23 protein-coding genes are annotated in these 20,690 nt (G+C 61.1%); 11 read left to right on the forward strand and 12 right to left on the reverse strand.

Annotated features, from left to right (window positions below; translation table 11 throughout):
• Positions 1-331 precede the first annotated feature (331 nt).
• Complete coding sequence (gene fbp, locus BP846_RS07470) at positions 332-1,429, forward strand: fructose-1,6-bisphosphate aldolase/phosphatase (RefSeq protein ID WP_292393987.1); 1,098 nt, start codon at positions 332-334, stop codon at positions 1,427-1,429.
• Between the two features lie 105 nt (positions 1,430-1,534).
• On the opposite strand, the gene tnpB is transcribed toward fbp, so the two are convergent.
• Positions 1,535-2,719 carry an IS200/IS605 family element RNA-guided endonuclease TnpB gene (tnpB, locus tag BP846_RS07475; RefSeq protein ID WP_292393988.1) on the reverse strand — a complete coding sequence of 395 codons (1,185 nt, stop codon included), beginning with the start codon at positions 2,717-2,719 and terminating at the stop codon, positions 1,535-1,537.
• A 173-nt stretch (positions 2,720-2,892) separates the two neighbouring features.
• Here tnpB and BP846_RS07480 point away from each other — a divergent pair, with 173 nt between their 5' ends.
• Together BP846_RS07480 and BP846_RS07485 are read left to right on the forward strand one after the other, a co-directional pair.
• A complete protein-coding gene (locus BP846_RS07480; RefSeq protein WP_292393991.1) occupies positions 2,893-3,129 on the forward strand; it encodes an LSM domain-containing protein in 237 nt (78 codons plus the stop codon).
• A 5-nt stretch (positions 3,130-3,134) separates the two neighbouring features.
• A complete protein-coding gene (locus BP846_RS07485; protein WP_292393993.1) occupies positions 3,135-3,476 on the forward strand; it encodes a helix-turn-helix transcriptional regulator in 342 nt (113 codons plus the stop codon).
• A 167-nt stretch (positions 3,477-3,643) separates the two neighbouring features.
• Here BP846_RS07485 and BP846_RS07490 read toward each other — a convergent pair whose 3' ends face one another.
• Genes BP846_RS07490 through BP846_RS07505 form a run of 4 tightly spaced genes read right to left on the reverse strand, consistent with a single transcriptional unit; the run spans position 3,644 to position 6,875 of the window.
• A complete protein-coding gene (locus tag BP846_RS07490; protein WP_292393995.1) occupies positions 3,644-4,066 on the reverse strand; it encodes a hypothetical protein in 423 nt (140 codons plus the stop codon).
• Positions 4,056-4,679 carry an ArsR/SmtB family transcription factor gene (locus BP846_RS07495; protein WP_292393997.1) on the reverse strand — a complete coding sequence of 208 codons (624 nt, stop codon included), beginning with the start codon at positions 4,677-4,679 and terminating at the stop codon, positions 4,056-4,058. Before BP846_RS07495 ends, BP846_RS07490 begins: the two co-directional genes overlap by 11 nt.
• 36 nt (positions 4,680-4,715) lie before the next feature.
• A complete protein-coding gene (gene guaB, locus BP846_RS07500) occupies positions 4,716-6,182 on the reverse strand; it encodes an IMP dehydrogenase (protein WP_292393999.1) in 1,467 nt (488 codons plus the stop codon).
• 3 nt (positions 6,183-6,185) lie between these two features.
• Positions 6,186-6,875, reverse strand: coding sequence for a (5-formylfuran-3-yl)methyl phosphate synthase (locus BP846_RS07505; RefSeq protein ID WP_292394001.1), 690 nt, complete (start codon positions 6,873-6,875; stop codon positions 6,186-6,188).
• Positions 6,876-6,919: 44 nt separating this feature from the next.
• Between BP846_RS07505 and BP846_RS07510 the strand changes: the two genes are divergently transcribed.
• Positions 6,920-7,600, forward strand: coding sequence for a HisA/HisF-related TIM barrel protein (locus BP846_RS07510; RefSeq protein ID WP_292394003.1), 681 nt, complete (start codon positions 6,920-6,922; stop codon positions 7,598-7,600).
• The gene (gene tmk, locus BP846_RS07515; protein ID WP_292394005.1) at positions 7,594-8,211 is read left to right on the forward strand and encodes a dTMP kinase; all 618 of its coding nucleotides are present in this window, start codon (positions 7,594-7,596) and stop codon (positions 8,209-8,211) included. Before BP846_RS07510 ends, tmk begins: the two co-directional genes overlap by 7 nt.
• Here the strand turns inward: tmk and BP846_RS07520 are convergent.
• The gene (locus BP846_RS07520; RefSeq protein WP_292394008.1) at positions 8,168-10,759 is read right to left on the reverse strand and encodes a valine--tRNA ligase; all 2,592 of its coding nucleotides are present in this window, start codon (positions 10,757-10,759) and stop codon (positions 8,168-8,170) included. The two genes, tmk and BP846_RS07520, sit on opposite strands and share 44 nt — an antisense overlap.
• Positions 10,760-10,954: 195 nt before the next feature.
• Between BP846_RS07520 and BP846_RS07525 the strand changes: the two genes are divergently transcribed.
• Together BP846_RS07525 and BP846_RS07530 are read left to right on the forward strand one after the other, a co-directional pair.
• On the forward strand, positions 10,955-12,151 hold the full coding sequence (locus BP846_RS07525) for a DUF92 domain-containing protein (protein WP_292394010.1): 1,197 nt from the start codon (positions 10,955-10,957) through the stop codon (positions 12,149-12,151).
• Between the two features lie 376 nt (positions 12,152-12,527).
• A complete protein-coding gene (locus BP846_RS07530; RefSeq protein ID WP_292394012.1) occupies positions 12,528-12,923 on the forward strand; it encodes a type II toxin-antitoxin system HicB family antitoxin in 396 nt (131 codons plus the stop codon).
• Positions 12,924-13,033: 110 nt separating this feature from the next.
• Here BP846_RS07530 and BP846_RS07535 read toward each other — a convergent pair whose 3' ends face one another.
• Complete coding sequence (locus tag BP846_RS07535) at positions 13,034-13,864, reverse strand: hypothetical protein (protein ID WP_292394014.1); 831 nt, start codon at positions 13,862-13,864, stop codon at positions 13,034-13,036.
• Positions 13,865-13,866: 2 nt separating this feature from the next.
• Positions 13,867-14,457, reverse strand: a complete 591-nt coding sequence (locus BP846_RS07540) for a pyruvate kinase alpha/beta domain-containing protein (protein WP_292394016.1) — start codon at positions 14,455-14,457, stop codon at positions 13,867-13,869.
• Positions 14,458-14,732: 275 nt separating this feature from the next.
• Between BP846_RS07540 and BP846_RS07545 the strand changes: the two genes are divergently transcribed.
• From BP846_RS07545 to BP846_RS07555, 3 genes are all read left to right on the forward strand, one after another.
• Entirely contained in the window at positions 14,733-15,902 is a 1,170-nt protein-coding gene (locus BP846_RS07545; RefSeq protein WP_292394018.1) for a redox-regulated ATPase YchF, read from the forward strand.
• 118 nt (positions 15,903-16,020) lie between these two features.
• A complete protein-coding gene (locus BP846_RS07550) occupies positions 16,021-16,341 on the forward strand; it encodes a hypothetical protein (RefSeq protein ID WP_292394020.1) in 321 nt (106 codons plus the stop codon).
• A 166-nt stretch (positions 16,342-16,507) separates the two neighbouring features.
• A complete protein-coding gene (locus BP846_RS07555) occupies positions 16,508-16,738 on the forward strand; it encodes a hypothetical protein (protein ID WP_292394022.1) in 231 nt (76 codons plus the stop codon).
• Here the strand turns inward: BP846_RS07555 and BP846_RS07560 are convergent.
• The 4 genes from BP846_RS07560 to larB form a co-directional block, all read right to left on the reverse strand.
• Positions 16,718-17,545, reverse strand: a complete 828-nt coding sequence (locus tag BP846_RS07560) for a hypothetical protein (RefSeq protein WP_292394024.1) — start codon at positions 17,543-17,545, stop codon at positions 16,718-16,720. The genes BP846_RS07555 and BP846_RS07560 overlap by 21 nt on opposite strands.
• Before the next feature lie 129 nt (positions 17,546-17,674).
• Positions 17,675-18,976: a hypothetical protein gene (locus BP846_RS07565; RefSeq protein ID WP_292394026.1), complete on the reverse strand. Its 1,302-nt coding sequence runs from the start codon at positions 18,974-18,976 to the stop codon at positions 17,675-17,677.
• Between the two features lie 56 nt (positions 18,977-19,032).
• Positions 19,033-19,539 carry a nicotinamide-nucleotide adenylyltransferase gene (locus BP846_RS07570; RefSeq protein WP_292394028.1) on the reverse strand — a complete coding sequence of 169 codons (507 nt, stop codon included), beginning with the start codon at positions 19,537-19,539 and terminating at the stop codon, positions 19,033-19,035.
• Positions 19,536-20,309: a nickel pincer cofactor biosynthesis protein LarB gene (gene larB, locus BP846_RS07575; RefSeq protein ID WP_292394030.1), complete on the reverse strand. Its 774-nt coding sequence runs from the start codon at positions 20,307-20,309 to the stop codon at positions 19,536-19,538. Before larB ends, BP846_RS07570 begins: the two co-directional genes overlap by 4 nt.
• Before the next feature lie 47 nt (positions 20,310-20,356).
• On the opposite strand from larB, the gene BP846_RS07580 reads away from it, so the two are divergent.
• A complete protein-coding gene (locus BP846_RS07580) occupies positions 20,357-20,689 on the forward strand; it encodes an ABC transporter permease (protein ID WP_292394032.1) in 333 nt (110 codons plus the stop codon).
• The last annotated feature ends 1 nt before the right edge of the window (position 20,690 follow it).

Consider the following 20,690-nt stretch of genomic DNA (forward strand, 5'->3'; position numbering starts at 1 on the left):
TCCCGACCGCATCCGGACAACCCCTCCTGGAGCGGGCGCGCGAACGCCGTCGGGCCCACCAGGCGCGAATTCCCGAGAAGATACTCCCGGCGATGCCTCAATCATCGATGGATCCCGCTAAAACAGCAGAAGCGGCAAATGGCATTACAATAACCTCGACATTACCGTCGGGCACATATGCCGTGAAGGATCGGCTCACAGCGAAGAAGGACGATCCCGAAAATTGGTTGCCGTAGCCAACCCTTTTTCTAGGCAACAACACCTACATATACAGTAATACCTATCTAGTAGTCGTAAGGGCTACGCCCGTCTAGGTAGTGGTGATTGAATAATGGTTAAGACCACCGTGTCCGTGATTAAAGCAGATGTAGGCAGTTTTCCGGGGCACTCCCGCACCCACCCGAAGCTTCTTGAGGTGGCCGCACAGAGGCTCAAGGAAGCAGAAGGCAGCATCATCATCGACTCGTATGTCACCCACTGCGGTGATGATCTCGAGCTGATTATGACGCACACCAAAGGCGAGGACAATGAAGAGATCCACAAACTGGCGTGGGACGTCTTCATGGAATGCGCCGGGATCGCCAAAGAGATGAAGCTCTACGGTGCCGGCCAGGACCTGCTCGGAGATGCGTTCAGCGGCAACGTCAAGGGGATGGGGCCCGGTGTTGCTGAGATGGAGTTTGATGAGCGGGGTTCAGACCCGGTTCTGGTCTTCATGGCCGATAAGACCGAGCCCGGGGCGTGGAACTACTTCCTGTACAGGATCTTCGCTGACCCCTTCAGCACGTCCGGCCTCGTCATCGACCCCTCGATGCACGATGGGTTCACCTTCGAGGTCCACGACGTTATAAAGAAGCGGAGAATTCTCTTCAACACACCCGAAGAGTCCTACAGCCTCCTTGCCTATATCGGAGCACCGAGCCGCTATGTGATCAAGTACATCTGGAAGAGGAACGGCGAAATTGCAGCATCCACAAGCACCCAGCGGCTGAACCTGATGGCCGGCCGCTACGTCGGCAAGGATGACCCGGTCATGGTCATCAGGGCGCAGAGCGGGTTCCCGTCGGTCGGCGAAGTCATCGACCCCTTCAGGACGCCCATCCTCGTGGCAGGCTGGATGCGTGGCTCGCATCACGGGCCGTTCATGCCGGTGGGAGTCTGTGACGCAAACTGCACCGCGTTTGACGGACCGCCCCGGGTCGTCTGTCTCGGGTTCCAGGTCAGCAACGGAAAGTTGATCGGGCCTGCGGACATGTTCGACGACCCGGCGTTCAACCGTGTCCGCGACCGGTGCTGCGAGCTCTCGGATGTTCTCCGGGCCCACGGGCCGTTTGAACCGCACCGCCTCTCGCTTGAGGAGATGGAGTATACCACCCTCCCGGGCGTCGAGAAGCAGTTCAAGGACCGCTGGGAAGATCTTCCCGAATAACTCCCTTTTTTCCTGATTGGCCAGCGGACCGGTCCCGGCCATGAAACCGTACTTTCCATCAAAGGTCGCCAGCGGCACCTCCGGTGCCACGGTTCACAAAGGTCGTCAGTGAACTACCCCCGCTTGCGCAGGTGGCTTCCCGGCTATCATCCCCCTCCCCACCGGGAGCGGGTCCACAGGCTCTTCGGCGCGTCCCGCGCCTGCAAGTGCGAATTGTTTGATATTGGTCGCGGCGTTCAGGTCCCGGTCGTGTGTCGTCCCGCAGTCCGGGCACGTCCATTCCCGGTCCTTCAGCGTCAGATCGGCCTTCCGGTAGCCGCAGACCGAGCAGGTCTTCGAGGACGGTTCGAACACCCCGATCTTCAGCAGGGGTTTGCCGGCCTCCTGACACTTGTACGCCAACATCGAGAGGAACGTCCCCCAGCCGGCGTCGCTGATCGATCTCGCAAGAGAGTGGTTCTTCACCATGCCGTCCACGTTCAGGAACTCCACCGCTAACGCTTGGTTTTCGCGGACCAGTCGAGAAGAGAGCTGGTGCTGGAAGTCCCGCCGTTGATCGGCAATTTCCTGGTGACACCGGGCAACCTTGAGCCGGGCTTTGTTCCGGTTCTTCGACCCTTTCTGCTTGCGGGCGAGCCGCCTCTGCAAGACGGCCAACCGCTTCTGGGCGTTCCGGAGGTGTCGTGGGTTTGCCACTTTCTCCCCGGTCGAGAGAACAGCGTAGTGCGCAAGCCCCAGGTCGATCCCGACCGTCTGATCCGGGACCGGATCGACCGGCTTCGGCGGCTTCCGGCCATCCTCGACCACGATGCTGAGGAAGTACCGACCGGTCGAAGTTCGGATCACCGTCGCGGACTTCATCGTGCCCACGAAGGTGCGGTGGTACTTGACCTTGATCGAACCGATCTTCGGGAGCTTCACGGTACCCCGCTCGAAGTCCACGGTGTAGGATTGTGGGACCGTGAACGCCTGCTCGGGGGCATGCTTCGCCTTGAAGGTCGGTGCTTCGGCACGACCCTCGAAGAAGTTCGTGAACGCGCGGAAAAGGTGGTGGATCGATTGCTGCAGCGATTGGGCGTTGACCTCCTTGAGCCACGGCAACTCCTCTTTGAGCGCGGGGAGCTGCTTCATGAGGTCGTACCTGGAGAGGCTGATGCCCCCGTCGTGATACGCCTGATTCTTGCGGGCAAGCGCCCAGTTGTACACAACCCGGCAGCACCCGAGGTGCTGGGCGATCAGGGTCTTCTGATCCTCGGTCGGATACAGCCGGTACCGGTACCTCCGCAGCATACGATAGAATCATGGTAGCTCCCCTCCGGCATGAAGGTGAGCCGTGCGGCCCGAAAGTGAAGAAGGGGCGCCGCTTTCACCTCCCCCCGTGCGGAGGGAGCCCTCTCGCTCATGCTCCGAGAGCCCCGCAGAGGTAGAAAACTTAATGCGTGAATATAACCATATAGGAACAGATGGTTAACGGCATTGTACTCCCCGTAAAGAAGGTTTTTTCACTCGTTGACTCAAAAATTGTTGTCGAGATCAAGGATGACGGCAGGAAACTCCAGGGCCGGCTCGTGGCAGTGGACGAACACCTGAATCTGCATATGGACGAGACCGCCGAGTATACCGGTGATCAGAGGGGCCGGGCCCTCGGGACCGTCGTCATACGAGGCAATAATATCCTGACCATTGCACCCCTGCTCTGATAACCATGCCTGACCAGGAGGAAGAAGCACTCAAGGTTATCCAGTCCCACCGTCAGGGGGTTCTCCAGAGCGAGCTCTGGAAACTCCTGGAGATTGACAGCAGGAAGTGCTCAAGGATCGTGAAGCGGCTGCTGGATGCCGGGTTGATAGAACGCGTCGAGTTTCGAAGCGACGGCATCAAGACATATCTTTTGCGGGCGAAGAAGCGGGCGATCGACCCCTGCGTCATCCTTGCAGGAGGGGAGATCCTCCCGTGCATCGGCTGCGACCAGGAATGCGTCCCGGAAGAGTGCGCGCTCCTCCTTGACTGGATGTACCAGCTTGCTCTTGAAGAGTATCAGGGATAGGGCAACTAGGGATAGGGCAACTCTCCTTTTTGCCATGCAAGGCGGCTCCTGCTGAAGCAGCGAGCGGGCACCGCCTCTGCAAAGATTCAAGATTCAGCCCGAAACGCTGATTCCGCTGCAAAAAAGTGGGGGCAGGGCTGAACCCCGGTCCGGCCCAGGCCCGATCTTCAGGACTGGACTATCTCATCCGGAGCGCTCTTCTTCAAGCAGACGGCATCGATGACGCCGTGCTGCACATTGTAGAAACTGTGCGGGACGTCTATCTCGCAGTCGAGATCGATGATCGTCTCCTCGTCACCCCCGGTGCAGAGGGTCACGGACTCTTCCTGGAACGTGACATAGGGGGCACCTTGTGCCCGGGCATCCACCGCTGCAGTGATGTAGATGCAGTCGTCACCCTCGACCACCTCAAACTCAGACTCTTCGCCCCCATCCTCCCCGGACGGATCGAGGTAGGGTGCCTCCTCGGGTGATCCGCTGATGATGGTGAACCCGATGATCTTCGGGTCGTGCAGGGGCATATCATTGAGGATCTTCTCCATCAGCCGCGCGATATTTCTAAACATTTCGTCGTATGGATTATTCGCCATGTGTACCACGTATCTGGTATCGGTCGTTGATCTCTTCGACAACCCCCATGTACACGAGGTTGCCCAGTCTCTGTTTCAGCTCATCCGTGGACAGGCTGCTCACTTCCTCGAGTTCCGCGAGCGTCAGGTCGACATGGGAGAGGGCGAGGATGATCTCCAGATCCCCGTCATCGGTTATGAAGCCTCCCCTCATGCGCACGATCTCGGTGAACCTCGATTCGATTTCCCGCTCCAGTTGTTCGAGGTTATCCAGAAGCTCGTCGCGAGCACGGATCATCCGCTTGAGCGCCGCGAGATTTCTTGTAAATCTTGTCTTCTGGTCTTCTTCAACGGAGGGAGGCGTAACCCCATCCTGCTTCTGCAGGTTTACGATGACATTGATGTCATGCGAGAGGTAGTAATACTTTCGCCTGCGCTCATCCTGGCAGGATATGAGGAGCTCCTCGCGCTCCATCAGCTGCAGGTGTTCTATCACCGCTTTCGGGCTGAGCACCAGGCGTTCGGAGATCTCAGTCACAAAACACGGCTTCTGTCTCAGCAGTTCTATTATTCGCCGTCTGTTCCGGTTTCCCAGGATATCAAGGAGACGGGAAACCTCACCGCCCTCAAGCATGTTTACTAATCGTTAGTGGTTCAAATATAAAAAAAGTTACTCGAAGAGGCGATAGTTCGGTGCCTCATCGGTGATCATAATGTTGTGCGGGTGACTCTCACCGTAGCCCGCAGGCGTGATCCTGAGAAACCTGCCGTTTTTCTTCAGGTCCAGTATCGTCTTTGATCCCGTGTAGCCCATAGAGGACTTCAGACCGCCGACGAGCTGGTAGATCACGTCCGAGACCCGGCCAACGTAGGGGGTGACTCCCTCGACGCCCTCGGGAACGAACTTGGTCCTCCCGATCTCCTTCTTCTGGAAGTAGCGGTCGCTCGACTCGCCGCTGCTCATGACACCGAGCGATCCCATCCCCCGGTACTGCTTATAGCGCCGGCCCTTGATCGTCGTAACCCTTCCCGGCGCTTCGTCGGTGCCGGCAAAGAGGCTGCCCGCCATGATACAGTCCGCGCCCGCGGCGATCGCCTTCGCGATATCCCCGGAGTAGCGGATACCGCCGTCGGCGATCACCGGCACGCCGGCCTCATGCGTCACCTCGGCGACGTTTGCTATCGCAGAGACCTGCGGCACGCCCACGCCCGCGACGATCCGCGTCGTGCAGATGGAGCCCGGTCCGATGCCCACCTTCAGCCCGTCGACGGAGTCGACTAGGACGGACGCCGCCTGCTTCGTAGCGATGTTCCCTGCCACCACATCGACAGCGACGCTCGCCTTGACCTCCCTGACCGCTTTTACGACGTTCATATTATGGCCGTGAGCGCAGTCCACCACCAGGGCATCGACACCCGCCTCAACGAGCATCATAGCCCGGTTGAAGTCGAAGGGGCCCACCGCGGCGGCGACCCTGAGTTTCCCGCTTGCATCACGGTTCGCGCGGGGATATTGCCGCTTCTCGAGGATGTCCCGCATCGTGATGATACCGACGAGGCGCCCCTCTGCATCTACAACGGGAAGGCGCTCGACTTTGTTTGCATACATCGTCTCGAGCGCATTCTCCACAGTTATGTCTTCAGACGCCGTGATCAGGTTCTTGGTCATGTAACCGGTGATCTTCGCCTCGCCCCGCTTCGGCAGGATCGCCCTGATATCCCTGCGGCTGACGATACCGATCACCCGATCCTCGTCGATGACAGGCACGCCACCGATACCGTACTGCTTCATGACCCGTTCCACATCGATGACCGTGGACTCCGGGCCGACCGCCACAACCTCGCGCTCGATAAGGTCCTCGGCCTGTTTGACGACCCTGACCTCGGCGACCTCGCGCTCCGGGGGCATGTTCCGGTGGATGACGCCGATGCCGCCCTCCCGGGCTATCGTTATCGCCATCATCGATTCGGTCACCGTATCCATGGCGGCGCTCACGAGAGGTATATTCAGGGGAATGTTCCGCGAGAACCTCGACCTGACGTCGACCTCGTCGGGCTCGACCCAGGATTCTGCGGGCTCAAGCAGCACATCGTCAAACGTAAATGTTGTCTCCAGTTTCATCTTCTCGATATACATACGTCACCTGAGCATCATCATTGCTTTCTCCACCAGTTCGGTCCGGATCGTGGTGGACCGATCGCCTCCGCAGACCATCCCCCGGACGCCGATGATCTCCGGATCGATACGCTTTAAGGCACCGAGGTCCTCGAACTTCAGCGAACCGGCAAGGGCCGTCTGCAACCCGAGTTCTCGGTTTTGTTCAGCAAACCGGGTCAGTGTCTCCTCGTCCATGAACTCAAAGAGACTCTTCCCGTCTTTAATGCCGGTGTCGATCATGGCGACATCAGCTCCGGCATCCGCAACCAGCGAACTGATGGCGAACGGAGAGACCGTGCCTATTCTCTGAAAATCGGCATAGGCGGCGATAACCACGTATTTCTCAGGAAACTCCCGCTTCACCGCCGTGGTCACTGCCTCGATAACATCACAGGCACGGTTGGTTCCGTCGAACATCAGGCCGACCTTGATATAGTCGGCACCTGCATGTGCGGCGCCGTAGGCAGAAAGAGCTGCAGTTCCTGGCTTATACTCATTGTCTCCAATTGCAGCACTGACAGGCTTGTTGCCGGCGAGGGTTTTGATCTCCTGGATGATCCAGGGGAAGTTTGCTCCAAGCGAGCCCTCTGAGGGCTTTTTCACGTCGATGATGTCAGCGGAAAGCGAGCTTCTTGCCTCCTCAATACTGCTCGGACTGACGAGTAATTGCATAGAAATTAATGATCCTTCACCCTAATAGTGATTGCGTTGAGGACATGGAACTGATTCTTGCAGTCGATCTGGCAGGCGGCCTCGTGGTGCATGGAAGATCCGGGATGCGCGCCGGTTACCGGCCGCTGACCTGGGGGATCGCCCCCTCAGCCGAGCCGGAGGCCTATGTATCCGCTCTGAAGCCCCGGTATCTCTACATCGCCGACCTGGAGAGCATCCTGGGCAGAACCCCACAGGACGACCTTGTCCGGCGTTGCGCCGCCCTGGTCGAGCGGTGCTATCTTGACCGGGGCTCTCGGTCGCCTGCCGAATGCACGGCAGTCGCCGGGGTGACACCGGTCGTCGGCACCGAGACAGCGGCGAGAGCGCTCGAAGACCTTCGGGCATACCATGCCGGCTACCTCAGTATCGATATCAAAGAAGGCCGGGTGCTTCCCTGGGGCATCCGGCCGGCGGAGATGTTACGCCGCGCATCGGCGCTCTCGTTTGAGGGGTGTATCATCCTCAACATCAGCGCCGTGGGGACACAGCGGGGCCTCGTCCGGGAGGATCTCGAAGAGATGCGGGCGTGCTATTCCGGGCGCCTCCTCTACGGGGGCGGCGTCGCCGGGACGGACGACATCCACCTCCTCGCCGACGCCGGATTTGACGGGGCGATCATAGCAACCGCCGTCCACCACGGCACGGTGCCGCTCGAATGGGTCCGGAGGGGGCACCCGTGCTGATCACCATCGAGGGGATCGACGGGAGCGGCAAGAGCACCCTTCTCGCCCGTCTTCGGGAGTTGCTCGCCGACCTCGACCCCCTCTTCACCCGCGAGCCCGGTGCGACCTGGGTGGGCGAGTCGGTGCGGCGGGCGGTTGCCGAGCGGATGGACCCGATCACCGAAGCGCTGCTCTTCTGCGCCGACCACGCCGCGCATATTGATACGGTGATCCGGCCCGCACTTGACGAGGGACGGCTCGTGATATCCGACCGCTACTCGGACTCCCGGTTTGCCTACCAGCCGGTCGTCCTCGACGGCGTTCTCCCCGACCCTCTCCTCTGGCTCCGCCAGATCCATGCCGGGTGGTCGATCCGGCCCGACCGGACGTTCCTCCTTGTTCTGCCTGTCGAAGATGCCGTAGCCCGTCTCGATCCCGCAAAGAAGAGAGAGTATTTTGAGAATGCCGGGATCCTTATGCAGGTGCAGAAGAATTATCTAGGCCTTGCGGCTACTGATCCCGCGCGGTTTGTCATCGTTGATGCACTGCTCCAAAGAGAGGAGGTCGCCCGGTTCATCGCCGACGAGATCAGGACGAGTGTCCAATCGTCACAACCACGTCCCCGAGCGTGAGGACGTCCACCTCTTCTCCCGCCACCTGGTAGGCGACCTTCGGCGTGAAGGAGTCGGCCGGCACGGGGATCTCCTCGCCGTCAACCGTGATGGTGGCGGGCGGGTTCCTGAGCTGCTCCGGCGGGAGCGCCTGCACGGCCTCCATGAATCCACGGGCCTGCTTCCGTAAGCGGGGACCGATGATCGCCATGTTAAAGTTCACGCCGTTTGCGACCTCTTCGAGCCGGGGTGTGCCGGTGCTCCACCGGGCATCAGCATTCAGTGCCCGCCCGGCGTCTCCGGCATCATCGACCGGCTCCGGCGCGTAGATCATAACATGGCCGAGCGGTGCGTTCAGCGCCATGCCCCGATCGTGCTTGTAGCGCCGGAGTTCGGCGACCATCTTCACGAGAAGGTCGCCGTGGCGCCGGGCCTCATCGTCGGCATACGCAAAGTCAGGCCAGCCCTCTTTGTGCACGCTCCTCCCGGTCAGGTTGTGGTAGCACTCCTCCGCAAAGTGCGGGATGATCGGGGCGAGAAGACGGCAGAGGACGTCCATAGTCGTCCGAAGTGCGCTGCACGCGCTGGCCCTGCTGTTGTCTTCTGCGTACAGGCGCCCTTTTGTGATCTCGATGTAGTCGTCGGCGAGCGTGTTCCAGGCAAACTCCCGGATAGCCCTGAGCGCCCGATCGAACTGGTAGCCTTCCATCGCAGCGGTGGCTTCCGCAACGGTATCGGAGAGCCGGACAAGGAGCCAGCGGTCGGTGAGTTCCGTCACCGGCCCCGGCTCTCCGGTCACCGTATCCAGGTGCCCCATGACGAACCTGAAGATGTTCCAGAGTTTGGTCTGGAAACGGGATGCGGCAACGACGTCATTCCAGTTGAACATAATATCCGAGCCGATCGTCGCGCCTCCCGCACCCCACTGCCTGAGCGCGTCCGCCCCGTACTTCCCGACGACCTCCTCGGGAGAGATGATGTTGCTTCTGCTCTTGCTCATCTTGAACCCGTCATCCCCGAGCACCATGCCGTTGACGAGGATCTGGTCCCAGGGATGGCTGCCGACCAGAGCTTTCGCCCGGAGGATCGTGTAGAACGCCCATGTCCGTATGATATCGTGCCCCTGGGGGCGCAGCTGTGCCGGGAAGAGCGGCGGCCTGCCGTCTCCATCCCACCCGGTGACGTGGAGCGCCGATATCGACGAGTCCATCCAGGTGTCGAGCACATCCTTCTCGCCAGTGAAGTTCGACCCGCCGCACCGGGGACAGGGGGCTTTCGGCGTATCGACAGTCGGGTCGACCGGGAGGTCTTCTCCATCCGGGAGGATCAACTCACCGCAAGAATCGCAGAACCAGACCGGGATCGGCGTCGCGAAGATCCGCTGCCGGGATATGCACCAGTCCCACTCCATCGACTCTGCCCAGTTCTCCAGCCGGGTGAACATATGCTCCGGCGTCCAGGAGACCCTCCGGGCCGCATCCAGAATATCGTCCTGGTGGACCCGGACAAACCACTGGCGTTCGGAGAGGATCTCGATAGGTGTCTTGCACCGCCAGCAGGTCCCCACTCGCTGTTCGAGTTCTTCCTGCCGCTTCAGGATCCCCTTCTCTTCCATATCCCGAAGGATCGCCTTCCTGCAGGCCTCCGACGGCATACCTGCGTAAGGGCCCGCGACCGCAGTCATGACGCCCTGCCGGTCGATCGCCTTACGGAGTTCCAGGTCGTGCTGTTTCCACCAGTAGACATCCATCTTGTCCCCGAACGTACAGATCATCACCGCACCGCTGCCGAAGTTCGGGTCGACCGCAACGTCCTCGATGACCGGCACCTGGTGCCCGAAGATGGGAACCGCAAGCCTCTTCCCCTTCATGCCGCGATACCGCTCGTCATCGGGGTGAACCGCCACCGCAACACAGGCCGCAAGGAGTTCTGGCCGGGTGGTGGCGATCTCGACTCCGTCGAAGTCGAAGTAGTTGAGTGTGGTGGTTCGGGGAACGTAGTTGACCTCGGCGAACGCGATGGCCGTCTCGCAGCGGGTGCAGAAGTTCACCGGATGCTCGCTCTGGTAGATGTCGCCGGCTTTGAGCATCTGCAGGAACGATGCCTGGGTCTTTTTGTAATACTCCGGGAGCATGGTGATATACTCGTGGCTCCAGTCGGTGGAGAACCCGAGCCGCCGCATGGTCGCCCGCATCTTCTCGATGTTCCCGAGCGTGAGGTTGCGGCACATCTCCCGGAACTTCTCCCTCGATACATCGTTCTTGGTTATCCCGTAGGTCTCCTCGACCTTCACCTCGGTGGGGAGGCCGTGGCAGTCCCACCCCTGCGGGAACATAACGTTAAAACCGCGCATACGTTTGTACCGCGCGATGAAGTCGATGTAGCACCAGTTTAAGGCGTTGCCGATATGGAAGTTGCCGGTAGGATACGGTGGCGGCGTATCGATGATGAACCGGGGTTTCGGCGAGCCGGGATCGAAATAGTTATCCTCATCCCGCCAGGCATTCTGCCAGCGCCTCTCCACTTCTTCAATATCGTAATTTTTGGGTAGTTGATGTGACGGCGACATTTTCAGTGTATGATCTCTCTCGTTCCAGTGAAATATATTGTTCTACGGGGCTTTGGCGCTATCAAATACCTCGTGCCGTACGCAGGTTTGTCGTCCCTGACCGGGGCCTCTCGGGGGTGAAGAACACGGGAGAGGCGAAGACGGCAGGCATTCGGATCCTAAAGGCTTTTTCCCTGCACAACCAAAGGTGTATGAATGACAAAGCCGCCGGGGTTGGTTCTGGCATCGGTGCTCACCCTCGCCTTCATAGGCCTTGCCCCCCTGCTCCAGCCGGCATGGCTGCTCACCCTCCTCCTCATTCCGTTCTCGCTTGTCCTCTTCCTCATCCGGGATACCCGGTACGTATCGCTCTCGATCATCGCACTCGCCGTGCTCTACGGGCTCGGTTGGCTCTCGACGTTCGTCTTCACCTGCACGCTCGGCATCGTCGTCATCGGCGAGCTCGCGTTCCGGCTCACCGGAGGCAGGCAGATATCTTACCTCCACCACCTGGCTGCCGCCATCGCCATATCGCTTGCGGTGATGCTTTATCTCCAGTATAGCGCTCCGCTCGTCGTCGTGATGGGTGTTGTCGCCGCGGTGCTGCTCCGGGCGGTTCTCCGGAGCCGGGAAGACGCCCTTATGATCGAGGCGCTCGGTGTGGCGATGACCATGTTCCTCTTCGAGGAGATCAACTTCGAGGTCGACCTGAGCATCCTCGTCGCCGCGGCCGCGATAGCGTTCGGGTTCGGCTACACCTCCTACCGGCTCCGGGTGGCCGATGTCAGCGGCCTCTTCTCGGGCGCCATGATCGGTATCATCCTCATCGTCTTTGCGGACGTCCGGTGGTTCCTGATCATGCTCACCTTTTTCATCATCGGTGCCGGGGCTACTCGATACCACTACGCTGAGAAGGAGAGGCTCGGGGTTGCCCAGGAGCACGCGGGTGTGCGCGGCTACTTCAACGTCTTCGCAAACGGTCTGGTGGCGACCGGCGCCGCCATCCTCTACGGTGTCACCGGACAACCGGCCTTCGTGGCACTCTTCATGGGAAGCGTCGCCTCCGCCGCCGCCGACACCGCCGCAAGCGAGATCGGGGTCACGGGGAAGACGCCCTACCTTATCACGACGCTCCGGCCGGTGCCCCGGGGAACGAACGGCGGGGTGACCCTGCGGGGTGAGGTTGCGGCCGTCGTCGCGTCTGCCCTCGTCGCCGTCGCCGCCTGGGTGATGGGCGTCGCTGACCCCTGGATGGTCGTCGTCACGGTCATCGCCGGCTTCATCGGCACGAACGTGGACAGCCTCGTAGGGGCGACACTCGAGAACAGCGGCATGATCGGAAACTCAGGCACAAACCTGACCGCTACATTCTTCGGCGGGGTCTCGGGAATGCTCCTCTATATGCTGGTGTGAACCGTCGTAGAGGATCTCGAGGGCGCGCTCCCGATGCTCGTGCATCGATTCTCAATACGCAATACAACCAGAGAGGGTACCGATTGGATCTCGCACTCTTGCTCCAGGAGGTCATACCCTGAGGCACGCCCGGGCATGGCGTCCCCGTGGCGATAGCCACCACGGTCCACCGCCGGAGGAGATACCGGGGAAGATCCAGCTCCGGCACCCACCCCATCGGGGCTGGGGGCGAGTGCCAAAAGAGTCCGATAATCTGGAATCGCTGTACTCATCGGCGTGAGAGGGGAACCGGCCTCGCCCGGCGCAGACGGCGTAACGGTGGCTATCCACATGGTGCCGCCCGTAGACGGGAGTTGATCGGCATAACGCCCATATAGTGCCGTGGACACCCCTCCACTGGAGGGATCGATTGCCCGATGCTCGTCTCCGCTACACGGTCCTTAGGGAACGGAACAAGGACGGAGGGTATACCGTAACGGTGCCATCCCTCCCGGGATGCATCAGCGAGGGGTCTACCCGGGAAGAAACTCTGGCACACATTGAGGAGGCGAGCTCGGGGCATATCGAGGTAGCCAGAAGACTCGGCAAGCCTATTCTTGTTGAAGTCTCCGTACCCCTGAACACAGGCAACGCCGTATATGAAGCTCCCGAGAACAACGGGGGAGAAGGTGGTCAGGGCTTTGAGACTTCAGGCAATCCTTTTCCAGGCCGGGATCCCGCTCGAAGAGTTCCGGGATCTCCTGTAACCAATTGCCTGCTCATTAACCGGTGATCTTCCAGATTTGAGGCCTCGATCCCAGCGTATGTTCGACCGTTTCGAAACTTTCAGGACGGAATTTTCCCACACAAAAAGAAAGAACGCGATGCCCCCCCGGGCACCGTTCAGTACTTATACCACCGGCCCTTCTCGTCGTACTCGCCCTGCTGCTGCACACCCGGCGCATCCGCGTGATTGCGGAAGAAACTCGCCTTATAGGCGTACAGGAAGGCTGAGAAGAGCACCATCACTATGGCATAGACCGCTGCGGTGATCCATACCCCCTCCGTCCCGATGAGTGCGAGGATATCCTGCGGCATCACTGCCTGGAGCTCTGTGGGGTTCATGTGGGTGAGCGGTTCGAGTTTGTCCACGAGCAGAGCGGACATGGTGACGAGGCCCGCGAACCCGAGCGCAATGAGGACGGCGATGTTCACCAGGTAGAAGATGAGAACGCTACCAAGGTTATTCATGACGAACTCAATGCTCCGCCGGATCGACTCGAAGACGTTCGTCTCTTCAAAGACCGCCACGGTATCGTAGAAGAACGTGAAGAAGGCGATCGAGACGAGCACCCCGAAGAGGAGCGGCGTCATGCCTGCGGCGGCACCGGCGCCCAGGAGCGCGAGCGGGATCGCGAGCAGGAGGACTGTCAGGATGGCCGCAAAGAAGATGACCAGCGCGGGCAGGAGTATCCGGAAGTAGTAGGTGCGGCCGGACTGCAGAAACTCTCCGACGGAGAACGTCTCCGCCCTGACCGTGCCGTAGACCCCGCCGGCCAGGAAGGGTATCACGAAGACCTGCAGGAGTGCCAGAGGCTCTACATAGAAGGTTCCGCCGTATACGGGGATGACGAGATTGAGGACCGCGAGGGCGCCCATGACGAGGCCGACCGACCAGAGGACGGGGTGCCGCCGGAGGAGTCCGGCGGCATTGGTGAGCGATTCGAGCGTCATCTTCACCGGTCCCTCGGCATGGCGACGATCTCGCGCACCTGCAGGTCAAAGAACGTCGCGGTATGTGCCGGGCGGATGACGCAGACGGTATCGGCACCGCTTGCTGTGCCCCCCACCGCGATCACTTCTTCATCGATGCCGACTGCTCCCTGGTCCGCTGCGATGAGGACGCATTCCACCGCGACCTTCAGGCCGACCGCAACGATGCGCCGCAACGCCTCGGCGACCGCCTCGGTGCGGGAGCTCCCGCCGAGTTTCGGCGAGCGGGAGATCGCGCGCTCAAGCCCGGAGAGCGCATGTGTGCCGGTGACGATCGTCGCACCCTCCGCCCGGAGGGTCCCGGCCACCTCTTCTGCGAACTCCCATTCGCCGGGCCTTGAGAAACCGACCACATGGGTCACGACGATCAAGCGAAGGTCTGTCCCCCTCATAGCGTCCCGGAAGGCAAGCGCAGTCCGGCCGCTGGTGCTCGCGACAACGATCTTCCGGAGGCCAAGTTCCCGCGCCCTCTCGACGGCGAACCGGGCGGCGTCGGGAGTGTTCTGTGCGCCGGGGGCATCGAAATAGTAGGTATTTCTGGTTACGAAGCCCATGCAGTCATGTTGTTTCCGCTCCTAATTGAATCCCCCGTTTTGGCGGCAGAGGGTGATTTCCGGGGGAGACAGAGCGGTGCGGAGGATCGCGGCCACAAGAGAGAGAGTGAGCATCAGCCCGGCGGGATTATCGGACTCCGGCGGTGCGATACCGGGGCTGCCGGCGACAACAGGTACAACGGCACAACCCGGGCCGCACTACCGGCGAAAGAAGATGATAAATGGTGTAATGGCCCAACACTACTCTCAAGAGCGGTGCGGTATAGGAGTTGCTCATGATCACACTGGCCATTGCAGGAAAACCCAATTGTGGAAAATCGACGTTTTTCAGGGCAGCGACCCTGGTCCAGGTAGAGATCGCCAATTATCCGTTCACGACCATCGACGCCAACCATGGCGTCGCGTACGTCAGGACTGTCTGCCCCTGTCAGGAGATGCACGTCCCGTGCGAGAACTGCCAGGACGGGGTCAGGTTTGTCCCGGTCGGGCTGATCGACGTGGCGGGCCTCGTTCCCGAGGCGCACAAGGGAAGGGGGCTTGGGAACCAGTTCCTCGATAACCTCCGGCAGGCTGACGCGATCCTCCAGATCGTTGATGCCAGCGGTGCGACGGACGCCGAAGGGAACCCGATCGATATCGGCTCGCGCGACCCGGAGAAGGATATCGAGTTTCTCCAGTATGAAATGTCGATGTGGATGTACGGCATCCTCTCGCGGCACTGGGCGAAACTCCAGCGGCAGGCCCAGGGGAGAGAGAAGGCGCTCATGGAGGCGATCGCCGATGTCTTTGCCGGTCTCGGCGTAACGTTTGAGAACGTCCGTGATGCCGGCGAGGCGGCCGGGGTCGACCTCAGGACCGCCGGGGAGGAGGACCTGATCCGGTTCTGCCGGGAACTGATGACGATCAGCAAGCCGATGCTGATCGTCGGGAACAAGGCCGACCAGGCGCCGCAGGAGTGCCTTGACCGGCTCGCGAAGCATGACGTCATCTTTGCGAGCGCGGCAGGGGAACTTGCGCTCCGGATGGCTGCAGAGGGGAAGTTCATCCGCTACCTCCCCGGCGACCGGAGTTTCACCGCGAACCCGGAGGCAAACCTTCGGGCCGCGCAGCGTGCCGGGTTGCAGAGGGTGGCGGACTTCATGCAGACGTTCGGCGGCACCGGCGTCCAGCAGGCGCTGGATGCCGCTATCTTCAACCTCCTCGATAGGATCGTCGTCTTCCCGGTCGAGGACGAGCACAAACTCACCGACGGCAAGGGCCGGGTGCTTCCCGATGCGTTCCTCATGAAGCGCGGGTCGACCCCCCGCGACCTCGCCTACCAGGTCCATACCGATATCGGCGAGGGGTTCCTGTACGCCATCGACGCGAGGACTGGCATGCGGGTCAAGGATAGCCTGGAATTGAAGAACGGCGATATCATCAAGATCGTCAGCGTCCGGAAGTGAGCCCGGCACAGGGGAGGGGCAGGCCCTCTCCTCAGTGTCCCCGGAGCGGGCCGGCGCCCCACGCGGACAAACATAAACCGGCAGACTTTAATATCGAATCGAGAGATATCCGATCATCATGAGCGGCGAGGTCTACCAGGCGCAGGTCCTCCGGAACTTCTTCGACACCATCACCGGAACGGACAGGAACCTGACCCGGATCTACATGTGCGTGATAAGCCTCGCCAAGCTCCGCATGGAGTCCCCTGAGCGGATGACGTTCCTCGTGGACCAGCTCCGCAAGTCAAAACAGAGGCGTGAACTCTCGGTCGATATTATCGATTATATGTGCGACGTGGCGCGCGACCTCGAACTCGGCACGGTCCAGACCGCATTCGGCGTGAAAGACATCAACGCGGTCGCCGACGAGTTCAGCGGAATCAGCCTCGACTCGCTCTGATTTTTGCGCCGGGAGAGGGGCCCGGGCAGCTTGACGTTTTTCTCGGGGAGATGCATATCCTCGGCAAAGAGGATGCCCGCGACACTGAGGGCTATCGAGAATACGAGCCCGAGAGCCAGGGTGTGCGAGACCCCCTTCGCCCCGTAGTGTCGGGGAGACGAAGGCGGTGTTTGCGGCGACGATGATGATGGTCATGAGCACCATCACGATCGAGGTGCTCATGGCGTCGCCGGCGATAGCCTCGTATCCAAGCCGGCCGACGAAGAAGAGGTCGACCAGCTCAAGGCCGCTCTACAGCACGTTCCCGGCCACGATTGGGGCTGCTACCGCTATGGAACCCCGGAAGAGGTTGCCTTCCGTCAGGTTGGTCATGGAGTCAACTTTTCTCTTTATATGATTCCAGGATCTGGATGACAAAGCGCTGGTGCTCTTCCAGTGCCTGCTCATCATCGGGGGAAGTCTCGATCCCGACGGCGTAGAGCAGGACCAGCGCGTTGTCGAGGTCGAGTGCTACAGGGTCCTCAATCCGGTCCGGGCGGAGGCGGATGGCGAGAGCATCGTAATCTGCCTCCGTAAAGGTATGCTCCGGGCTTGCCGTCATCCGGGAATCGGCGAGATCGCCGGCACGTTCCCGGAGGATCGAGAGGGCGGCGGCGAGCGCGCCGGGAAACGGGGTGATCGCGTCGAGCCGGGCCAGCGCCTCTGTACTCTTCTCTGCTGCGCTCTGGTAGAGCCCGAACTTATACGTCAGCAGGGACTGCGCGATCAGGTGCCCGGTCTCCTCATCGATCACAGCAAAGATCGGTGCAATCCGGCTGATATACTCATTTAGCATATCCTTCATTGTTCTCTCCCGAGGTTTTGGTGCATTAAACATTTTTTCTACCCGAACTGCAAGGAGCGTGATCGTCGCCGCGTAGAACGTCTGCACAATCACGCCTGAGCTGATCTCGTTGGGCACGATAAAGATGAGGAATGCGTAGAGCGGCGTGAAGAGCGAGACGATGTCCCGCCGTGGCTTGAGGTATGCCTGATAGAAGAGGATGCATGAGGCGACCACGCATCCTGCGATGCCTGCCCAGACAGCGTATGGGAAGCCGACGGAGAAGAGCAGCAACTCAATCCCGATTCCCCCGAACGAGACTGCAGGAACCGCTATCCAGAGGCGCGGTTTTGATCCGGATGGGGTGGTATTTGTCTTCATCAACTGTTCTCAGGAAGTCTTTGTGCGCCAGGGATAAACAGGGTTTCCTTTTTGCACCTGCGGTGCTCACGCTCCGGTTCTGGCGAACCATCGCTTTTGAGGGGGAAGCGGCTGCCGCACACCTCCCGGTCAGGAGACCGGGGGCAGGAGGTCGGGCACATCGACCTCCATATCCCGACCCGCAAGAGCAGCCGTCCGGGACCTGAGTATCTCGCGTTCCGCGCCATACGATGCCTGCGACATCTCCCGCTGGCTCTCCGCCCGGGTCCGCGCCGCAGCCTTTGCCTCGCGCTCCCGTTGCAGTTCCGCGAGTGTAGCCGTGAGGCGCTGCTCATTGATGACGCCCGGGAGTGCAGCATGAGTCTCCTGCAGTGTTGTGCGCTGCTCCCGGATCTCTCTCTGCCGGTGCAGGATTCGTCCTATCCCGGCGGGCAGGGTATCGGGGTCGGAGAAGAGGCTGATCTCCTCCTGATTCTTGAGGGCAAGATCCCCCCGCCGGATCATATCGAGAGTGGCCGGCATCACCGCTTCGGTCAGGTTGACCGGGCTCTCCTCGCCATCCGGGAGGCTGCCCGTGTATGCGTCGAGGACCCGGCCGATTGCCGCTGCCATCGCACCGTCCCCCGCCTTTCCGGCCACCTTCTCAGCTTTCCGGAAGACGTGGATGGCGGGCGTCCGGAGAGCTGCGATCTCGCGCCGGGCCTCTTCATCCATAGCATCGAGTTCCCGGATCTTCTCCTCGACCTCCTGTTTATGGGCGTACTCCGGACGCAGTTTAAGGGCGGCGAGGTCTTCCTGGGTTTCCCGGATCTTTCTCTCCGCCTCCTCGATCGCCGTCCTGCACTCCCGCACCTGGCCGGAGGCGGCTGCATGCTCCTCCCGGACCCGGGCGAGAAGTTCATACGACTTCCGGGCGTCTTCCACCCGCTGCCGGTCCGCCCGTGCCCGGGCGACCACCTCCGTCATCGTATTGATCTCTCTTCCGAGATCCCTGACGGCAGTGCGCACCTCCTTCATCTCGTCCGGGTAGAGGGCGGAGAGGTACTTCCCCTGCCCTTTCAGGGCCTTAAGCGCGCTCTTCAGGATCTCGGCAGAGGTGGAGTAGAAGGTCTCCGGATCGCCGGAAGGTTCGCGGGAGAGGATCTGGGCCATGGACTTTGTGAACTGGGGGAGCGCCTTTCGGGAGATATCCCGGAGCCGGGGGTGGACTCCCTCTTCGTCACCTCCCGACTCTATGCGGGCGACCGCCTCCCGGAGATGAACGAGGGTGCCGCTGATCGCTTCCCGGGACGGCGCCGTCGCATCGGAGAGTTCTTTCCGGATCTCCTCCTCGCGGGCATCCAGCCATGCCGGGAGTTCGTCGATGGAGAGTTTTAGTTTTTCTTCCACAGGCTCGGTTCGCCGAAAGAGGTCTCGAAGTTGCTTAAACATGATCCACCTGATTAGTGTACCTGGTGACGGCCGTGACTATCATGGTTTCTGGCCCGTCAGTCGCTCCCCGCGATCTGCTGCAGGCGCTCCACGCCGTGGATCTCCCGGACGACATCCACGACGGCGGGAGGGACCAGGTGTTCCCAGGGCTCACCGTCAAGCATCCGCCGCCTGATGGCGGTGCCGGAGTGTGTCTCCCGCTCGTACATGTCGGGCGACTGGACGTCCACACCCGCCTCGGTGAAGAGCTGCATGACCAGGGGGTTGCTCGAATAGACGATATCGAACGGCGGGGTCATCGACCGGACGTGGGCGACCCAGAGGGCGTTGCGCTGGACGTCCTCGATGGGGATGACGTAGAACGGACATTCGAGGTCGGCGAGCGACCGGGTGAGCATCAGCACCCGTTCTCCGGCCGTGAAGGGATTCGCCACGGAATGAGAGAGCTGGGCGCTCCCGACCCCGATGACGATCTCGTCGGCAGAGCAGGCTATTCTTTCCAGCACCGACTGGTGCCCGTTGTGGTAGGGCTGGAACCGCCCGACATAGAACCCCCTGCTCATGCCCGCCTGCCCCCGTGCGCGATCTGTGCGGCAAACGCACCTGCCGTGAACCCGGCGTCGATGTTCACGACCGCGAGCACTGAGCATGCCTGGAGCATGCTCGCAAGCGCCGCCTCGCCGGCCCCCATGTAGCCGTAGCCGGTGCTCACCGGAACCCCGATCACCGGCCGGTCGACGAGGCCAGCGACGATGGCGGGAAGCGTCCCCTCCCGCCCGGCGATCACGATGAAGACGTCCGCCGGTATCAGGTCCCTGAGTGCCGAGAAGAGGCGGTGGATCCCCGCCACCCCGACATCGTATGCGGTCCTGACATCGCATCCCATCTCCTCGGCGATCAGCCTCGCCTCTTCAGCGACAGGGATGTCGGACGTCCCCGCGGTGAGGATGGCGACGGTCCCGCCACGGGAACACGGCTCATCTCCCGTCGAGAGGACGATGGCCCTTGCCGCCTCCCGGTGCTCCATCCGGACCTCCGGCGGCAGGCGGGCCCGCACAGCCTCGATGTGCTCCGGCGAGACCCTCGTCGCGACGCACCGGCCCGACGCCTTCACCTGCGCGAGCATGATCTCAGCAAAGGTCCGGGGCTCCTTTCCCTCGGCGAGCACCACTTCGGGCATGCCGCAGCGCACGCTCCGCCCGGCGTCAATCCTGGCCATGCCGTCGATCACCTCGATACGGAGCCCTTCGATGGCGGCCGTCGCCTCGTCCTCAGATATCTCACCGTTACAATACATCCGGAGGATGTCCCTGATGGTGGCATTCGACAGCATAGGTAGATAACAAAAATAGGAGTGGAAGTATAATATTACTTCATCTCATGTCATATCTTGCCTACGTCGCAGGGTTCGGCGTTGCCGTGACCGTTTTCCTGTGGATCCGCGACTTACGGATCTTCTACCTGACAGGCCTTCCCGGCTATCGGGCGGCATCTTATCGCGGGGTTCCCTATACGGCGCTCGCCCTGCTCGGTTTTTTTGTCACCTGGTATGCCGAGGCATGGGAGTACCTCGGTCTCGGCCTGGTCCTTCTGGCCCTCTACCTCCAGGGCCGGGTCGACCGGGAGAACGTATGGCACAATGAAGGCGCCGGCGAGCGGTTCTTCGGCAGGGTGGAGCGCACAAAAGATAAGGACTCACGCAAGAGACTTTAGT

The organism is Methanoculleus sp. UBA303, from assembly GCA_002501655.1.
Lineage (GTDB): Archaea > Halobacteriota > Methanomicrobia > Methanomicrobiales > Methanoculleaceae > Methanoculleus.

Bases quoted from the DNA above. Each gene is read 5' to 3' on its own strand.
- BP846_RS07570 (WP_292394028.1), bottom strand. From the start codon at position 19,539: ATGAGCAGGGGGTTCTATGTCGGGCGGTTCCAGCCCTACCACAACGGG.
- BP846_RS07560 (WP_292394024.1), bottom strand. From the start codon at position 17,545: ATGAAGACAAATACCACCCCATCCGGATCAAAACCGCGCCTCTGGATA.
- BP846_RS07520 (WP_292394008.1), bottom strand. From the start codon at position 10,759: ATGTCGCCGTCACATCAACTACCCAAAAATTACGATATTGAAGAAGTG.
- BP846_RS07485 (WP_292393993.1), top strand. From the start codon at position 3,135: ATGCCTGACCAGGAGGAAGAAGCACTCAAGGTTATCCAGTCCCACCGT.
- fbp (WP_292393987.1), top strand. From the start codon at position 332: ATGGTTAAGACCACCGTGTCCGTGATTAAAGCAGATGTAGGCAGTTTT.
- BP846_RS07495 (WP_292393997.1), bottom strand. From the start codon at position 4,679: ATGCTTGAGGGCGGTGAGGTTTCCCGTCTCCTTGATATCCTGGGAAAC.
- tnpB (WP_292393988.1), bottom strand. From the start codon at position 2,719: ATGCTGCGGAGGTACCGGTACCGGCTGTATCCGACCGAGGATCAGAAG.
- BP846_RS07535 (WP_292394014.1), bottom strand. From the start codon at position 13,864: ATGACGCTCGAATCGCTCACCAATGCCGCCGGACTCCTCCGGCGGCAC.
- larB (WP_292394030.1), bottom strand. From the start codon at position 20,309: ATGCTGTCGAATGCCACCATCAGGGACATCCTCCGGATGTATTGTAAC.
- BP846_RS07510 (WP_292394003.1), top strand. From the start codon at position 6,920: ATGGAACTGATTCTTGCAGTCGATCTGGCAGGCGGCCTCGTGGTGCAT.
- BP846_RS07550 (WP_292394020.1), top strand. From the start codon at position 16,021: ATGAGCGGCGAGGTCTACCAGGCGCAGGTCCTCCGGAACTTCTTCGAC.
- BP846_RS07505 (WP_292394001.1), bottom strand. From the start codon at position 6,875: ATGCAATTACTCGTCAGTCCGAGCAGTATTGAGGAGGCAAGAAGCTCG.
- BP846_RS07540 (WP_292394016.1), bottom strand. From the start codon at position 14,457: ATGGGCTTCGTAACCAGAAATACCTACTATTTCGATGCCCCCGGCGCA.
- guaB (WP_292393999.1), bottom strand. From the start codon at position 6,182: ATGTATATCGAGAAGATGAAACTGGAGACAACATTTACGTTTGACGAT.
- BP846_RS07545 (WP_292394018.1), top strand. From the start codon at position 14,733: ATGATCACACTGGCCATTGCAGGAAAACCCAATTGTGGAAAATCGACG.
- BP846_RS07580 (WP_292394032.1), top strand. From the start codon at position 20,357: ATGTCATATCTTGCCTACGTCGCAGGGTTCGGCGTTGCCGTGACCGTT.
- BP846_RS07565 (WP_292394026.1), bottom strand. From the start codon at position 18,976: ATGTTTAAGCAACTTCGAGACCTCTTTCGGCGAACCGAGCCTGTGGAA.
- BP846_RS07525 (WP_292394010.1), top strand. From the start codon at position 10,955: ATGACAAAGCCGCCGGGGTTGGTTCTGGCATCGGTGCTCACCCTCGCC.
- BP846_RS07490 (WP_292393995.1), bottom strand. From the start codon at position 4,066: ATGGCGAATAATCCATACGACGAAATGTTTAGAAATATCGCGCGGCTG.
- BP846_RS07480 (WP_292393991.1), top strand. From the start codon at position 2,893: ATGGTTAACGGCATTGTACTCCCCGTAAAGAAGGTTTTTTCACTCGTT.